We start from the raw sequence: 4,260 nt of genomic DNA, 5'->3' as shown, positions 1-4,260 counted from the left end.
GACGGATGGAAGCACCATCTAAGCAGCGACGGCACCTCGCTCGCCTCCAAGTTCGACCCCTCCGAGCGCACACTAAAGATCGAGGGCAACGACAAGCCACTCGTGCTGTTTTTCTACACTAGCAGTTGCGGCGCGTGCAAAGCCCAAGTACCCGCGCTAAACGAGCTGCAAGCTAACGGCGACGCGCTGATTATCGGCATTCTAGGCGACGGCAAGGGGCTAGAAGCAGATGCTGCGGTCGCTCGCGAAAAGGGAATAAAATTCCCAAGCGTCAGCGGCGCGAGCTCGGTGAAATACTTTGAAACCATCGTAGGCGGCATTTTCGGCACCCCTACGTCGGTGATCTACGATAAAAACGGCAAAGCGGCTAAAAAGCTCATCGGCCTCTACCCCAAATCCGCCTTCGAAACGCAGCTCAAGCTTATGAATTAGCGAGCGGAATTTAATGCAGCCGGATTTACGGCGGCGGATCGCAAATGCCCACTAAAATAACACTTCGAGTTTAAAATTCCTTTCAACTTGCAGATGCCTTTGCGTTTAAATTTCAAAATTTAGGCGCGCAGCGGATTTAAGTATTCGCCGAGTTTTGCTAAAATTAGCTTTGTCACTAAGCTACTTAAAGGGCTAAAAAGCGGCAATATTAAAATATAAAGGATACTTCAATGAGTAAGAAATCCCTTGCTTTAGGCGCTGCCGCGATACTTTGCAGCGTGCTAAGCCTAAACGCCGAGGCTGCGGCACAGAGCGCGCAAATAGATCTGAAATTTAACGCCGCAAATTTCACGCAAGAAAGCGTGATCGTAGGCGGCAAAAAGATAAAATTTCGCGCCTACAAAAACATAATCTACGTCGCAAAACCCGTAAGCGCGCACTATCAGAGCATGAATATCTTCATCCCGCAGCAGTATTTTGAGGGACGCAAGAGCGGTAAATTTGACGCCGCAAGCGCGCCGATATTTTTACCCAACGGCGTAGGCGGCTACATGCCCGGCGAAGCGGACGAGGTCAAAATAGACGCAAGCGGCAAGCCAAACGCGATCGCTACGGCGCTTTCGCGCGGTTACGTCGTAGCCGCACCCGCAGCGCGCGGACGCACGTTAAAAGGCGCAACCGGCGATTATATCGGCAAGGCGCCCGCAGCGATCGTAGATCTAAAAGCCGCCGTGCGGTATCTGAAATTTAACGACGCGGCGATGCCGGGGGACGCAAACAGGATCGTCTCAAATGGCACGAGCGCGGGCGGAGCACTCTCGGCGCTTTTGGGCGCGAGCGGGGACGAGGCCGCGTATGAGCCATATCTGCAGGAACTGGGCGCTGCAAAGGCGAGCGATAAAATTTACGCGGCGTCGCTATACTGCCCGATCACAAATCTGAAGCACGCGGACGCGGCGTATGAGTGGATATTCGGCGCGCAGAGCGAATATGAAAAGATGGATTTTAGCGGGCTTGATGCGGCGGGATTTAACGAGCGCGGCGAAAATTCTAGCGGCGGAGATCTAAAAGCAAATTCCAAAAAAGGCGCAAATCAAAGCGCCGCAAAGCCCGCGCGCGAAGGAGCCCCTATACCTCGCTGCAAAGATCAAAGATGATGCACCCCAATCGCATATGCTTTTTTGAGGCTACGCGACTGCCGAGCCGCGCGCCAAGACCCCGCCCGCATTTGACGGCTTTGCGCTTGAAAATCCCGAAAACGAGCTGTTCGGCGGCGCCAAATTTAACGCGGCGCATTTTACGGATTTTGGCGCGATGAATGACCCCGCCAAAGGGGTGCTAATCGCAGGTGCGCAGCTCGTGGAGATGATGGATGCGATGAGCTTCGTGCGCAACGAAAACGGCGCGAAGTACTACCGCATCCGCCACGGCGCGAGTGATCGCGATACGGCGCTTGCGATCCCCGCTATTTTGGCGCTTAGCTTGCAAAATGCAGGCAAGAACGTCGATTTTGCGGTGCCTTGGGGGCAAGGACACGGCGGCGATTACGATCTAAAGGAGCTTTTTGACTGGATCGACAAAGTAGTCGCGCAGTAAGCTTAACGGGCGAAATTTTACTTTGGATTTAGAATTTTGCCCGCAGCTCTGCCGTAAAATTTTATCGCCCAAACACTCTCTAGCGGATACGCCAAGCGGTGTAAAATTTCGCTGCAAAATTCTATCGCGTCAAAATTTTAGCGTCGCCGCAAAGCGCGCAACGGTTTGAAATTTTGCAGCCACCATTCAAAAAATTCCATAGAATTTTATCGCGACAAAACGGCGCGAATTAAATTTTATCAGCCGCGGCGATTTATGACGCGGAGTTTTAGCGCGATCTGCGCCAAAATTTCGGCGCAATCAAATTTTGCGGGCTAAATTTTAAATTTAAAAACCGAAGTATGCGATAAAATTTCACGGTGTTTATGCATTTCCGATCGCAGGTATTTTAACACGCAGGTATCGTGCATAAGCGCGCATTTGGCGCGCGGACGATTAAAATCCGCCAAAATGAACGCAAAAAGCCCAAGCAAGCACGGTAAGCGGGCTAAATTTAAGGCATACATTCGCGATCTCCCGCGGATCCAAGCCCACTTTTGCTATCCATTCGGTCTGCTTCAATAATCCACTGGCACCCAAAAAGCGCCGTTTGGGGTCTGTATCTTTGCGACGCGTGCATAAATTTCATAATTTAACGGCGCTTTTAAGCACCGCTTAGCCTATTAAAGACCAACGCACGCCGCGGCAGGATCGTTTCCTAAACCGAGTATGCTAGCATCTTTGCGGCAGGGGCTAACTCGGCGCTAAATTTAACGCTAGCTAGCATTGCACCGCCTTTAGCTCGCGCGGTAGGCGCTCTATCTATAGCAACGCAACTTCGGCATTAAATTTAAACGCGCTGTCTTTGCGCCGCCTCTCTAGCTTGCGTACGGCGGGCACCGCCTGCGATGACGCCAAAATGCAAGCCGCTTTTTGCCGCGCTGCGCCGCGAAAAAGCTTTTAAAATTTTAACGCCCTAGCCTTTTGCGATCTCGTAAAAACCGTCTCTGAAAACGACCTTGCCTGCATCCACAAGGCGCTTTAAAAGCTGCGCGCTCGCTTCGTCAAACATCGCCTCCACGTCGCTCGTGCGCTGCGGACGGCGCGAAAGAGTGCGCAAAATTTCATCCTCGCTAAAGCTCAGCCGCTCGCTTGCGTATTTGGGCGCAGCGATGATATTTACGTTTTGATTTTCGATGAAAGTGGCTAGGTAGCGCAGCTGTGCCTCGCTCACACCCTGCACGCGATATGCGGGCGGGCGATCGATCGTGCCGAGATCGACGCGATGCGGGTTGATGCGAGCTAAAGCCGCATTCAGCGCCACAAAGTCCTCTTGCGTATCGTTGATGCCGCGCACGACTAGGATTTCGATATCAAGCTCGCCGCGAAACTCGCGCGCAAAATCTGCAATCGCGCTTACGATATCCTCGGCGCCAATGCCTGCGTGCGGGCCGTCCACCTTGCGAAAGCTTTTCGCAAGCACGCTATCTAGCGAAAATTTGCAGATATCAAGCTTCATTAGTGCCGCGCTGTTTTCACGGACGAGTGAGCCGTTTGACAAAACGAGCAGCTTCTGCGGCAGATGCAGCGCCTTTAGCGCGCCCACGAGCTCTGCAAAGCGCGGATGCAGCGTAGGCTCGCCGTTCGCCGTGATCGTGATGACGTCAATGCCCGCGTGGCTTTGTAGCGCGGTTTTCAGCTCGGCGATGACCGGGCCGATCTCACAGGGCTCGCTCATCGCGCTTACCGGCTTGCCCGCGCCCAGCTCGCAATAGACGCAGTTGAAGTTGCACTGCTTGCTCTGTGGGCTCAGATCGATGCCGAGGCTGCGCCCGAACCTGCGCGAGGTCACGGGCCCGAAAATATATCTCATTTTTGCTCCGATGATTTGATTTGTGGGGTTTGCTTGCGAGCAGATTTCCTTTAAAACTTACTTTGCGGAATTTAATTTGCAAAATTTTAATTTGAAATTCCGCGTCGTGAAATTTTACTGAAATTTGCTTTTAAAAAATTTAGCTAGGAAATCCCGCTTTGAAATTTTACGTAGCAAATTTATACCGATCTTAAGCCTCGCGCCAATAACGCTTTGTATCGAGCCTTGAAAATTCTACGTAGCAAATTTATGCCTTGGAATTTAACTTCCGTGCGCTGAAATTTGGCGCCGCTTTTATGCGAAATTTCACTTCTGCGCTCCACCCCGCTACGGCAAAATTTTAAACTTAGAGTTTTAAATTTATCCTTAAATTTAGGGCG

General features: G+C 51.8%; 5 protein-coding genes. 3 read left to right on the top strand and 2 right to left on the bottom strand.

Features of this window, described 5'->3' with window-relative positions:
- From Q0095_RS00310 to Q0095_RS00300, 3 genes are all read left to right on the top strand, one after another.
- Positions 1–432, top strand: a 432-nt coding sequence (locus Q0095_RS00310) for a TlpA disulfide reductase family protein (RefSeq protein WP_297880296.1), incomplete at its 5' end; no start/stop codon positions are given.
- A 230-nt stretch (positions 433–662) separates the two neighbouring features.
- Positions 663–1,589 carry a subtype B tannase gene (locus Q0095_RS00305; RefSeq protein ID WP_297880294.1) on the top strand — a complete coding sequence of 309 codons (927 nt, stop codon included), beginning with the start codon at positions 663–665 and terminating at the stop codon, positions 1,587–1,589.
- 157 nt (positions 1,590–1,746) lie between these two features.
- The gene (locus Q0095_RS00300) at positions 1,747–2,028 is read left to right on the top strand and encodes a hypothetical protein (protein WP_297880292.1); all 282 of its coding nucleotides are present in this window, start codon (positions 1,747–1,749) and stop codon (positions 2,026–2,028) included.
- A gap of 955 nt (positions 2,029–2,983) precedes the next feature.
- On the opposite strand, the gene Q0095_RS00295 is transcribed toward Q0095_RS00300, so the two are convergent.
- Both Q0095_RS00295 and Q0095_RS00290 read right to left on the bottom strand, forming a co-directional pair.
- The gene (locus Q0095_RS00295; RefSeq protein ID WP_297880290.1) at positions 2,984–3,880 is read right to left on the bottom strand and encodes a radical SAM protein; all 897 of its coding nucleotides are present in this window, start codon (positions 3,878–3,880) and stop codon (positions 2,984–2,986) included.
- A 179-nt stretch (positions 3,881–4,059) separates the two neighbouring features.
- A partial coding sequence (locus Q0095_RS00290) for a hypothetical protein (protein WP_297880288.1) occupies positions 4,060–4,260 on the bottom strand: 201 nt, incomplete at its 5' end.

The sequence above is a fragment of the uncultured Campylobacter sp. genome (genome assembly GCF_938045535.1).
Classification (GTDB): domain Bacteria; phylum Campylobacterota; class Campylobacteria; order Campylobacterales; family Campylobacteraceae; genus Campylobacter_B.
The sequence above is the reverse complement of the archived record's forward strand: the minus strand, read 5'-3'. Positions and strand labels throughout refer to the sequence as shown.

Coding starts and splice junctions, on each gene's coding strand:
- Q0095_RS00305 (WP_297880294.1), top strand. CDS start 663: ATGAGTAAGAAATCCCTTGCTTTAGGCGCTGCCGCGATACTTTGCAGC.
- Q0095_RS00300 (WP_297880292.1), top strand. CDS start 1,747: ATGAATGACCCCGCCAAAGGGGTGCTAATCGCAGGTGCGCAGCTCGTG.
- Q0095_RS00295 (WP_297880290.1), bottom strand. CDS start 3,880: ATGAGATATATTTTCGGGCCCGTGACCTCGCGCAGGTTCGGGCGCAGC.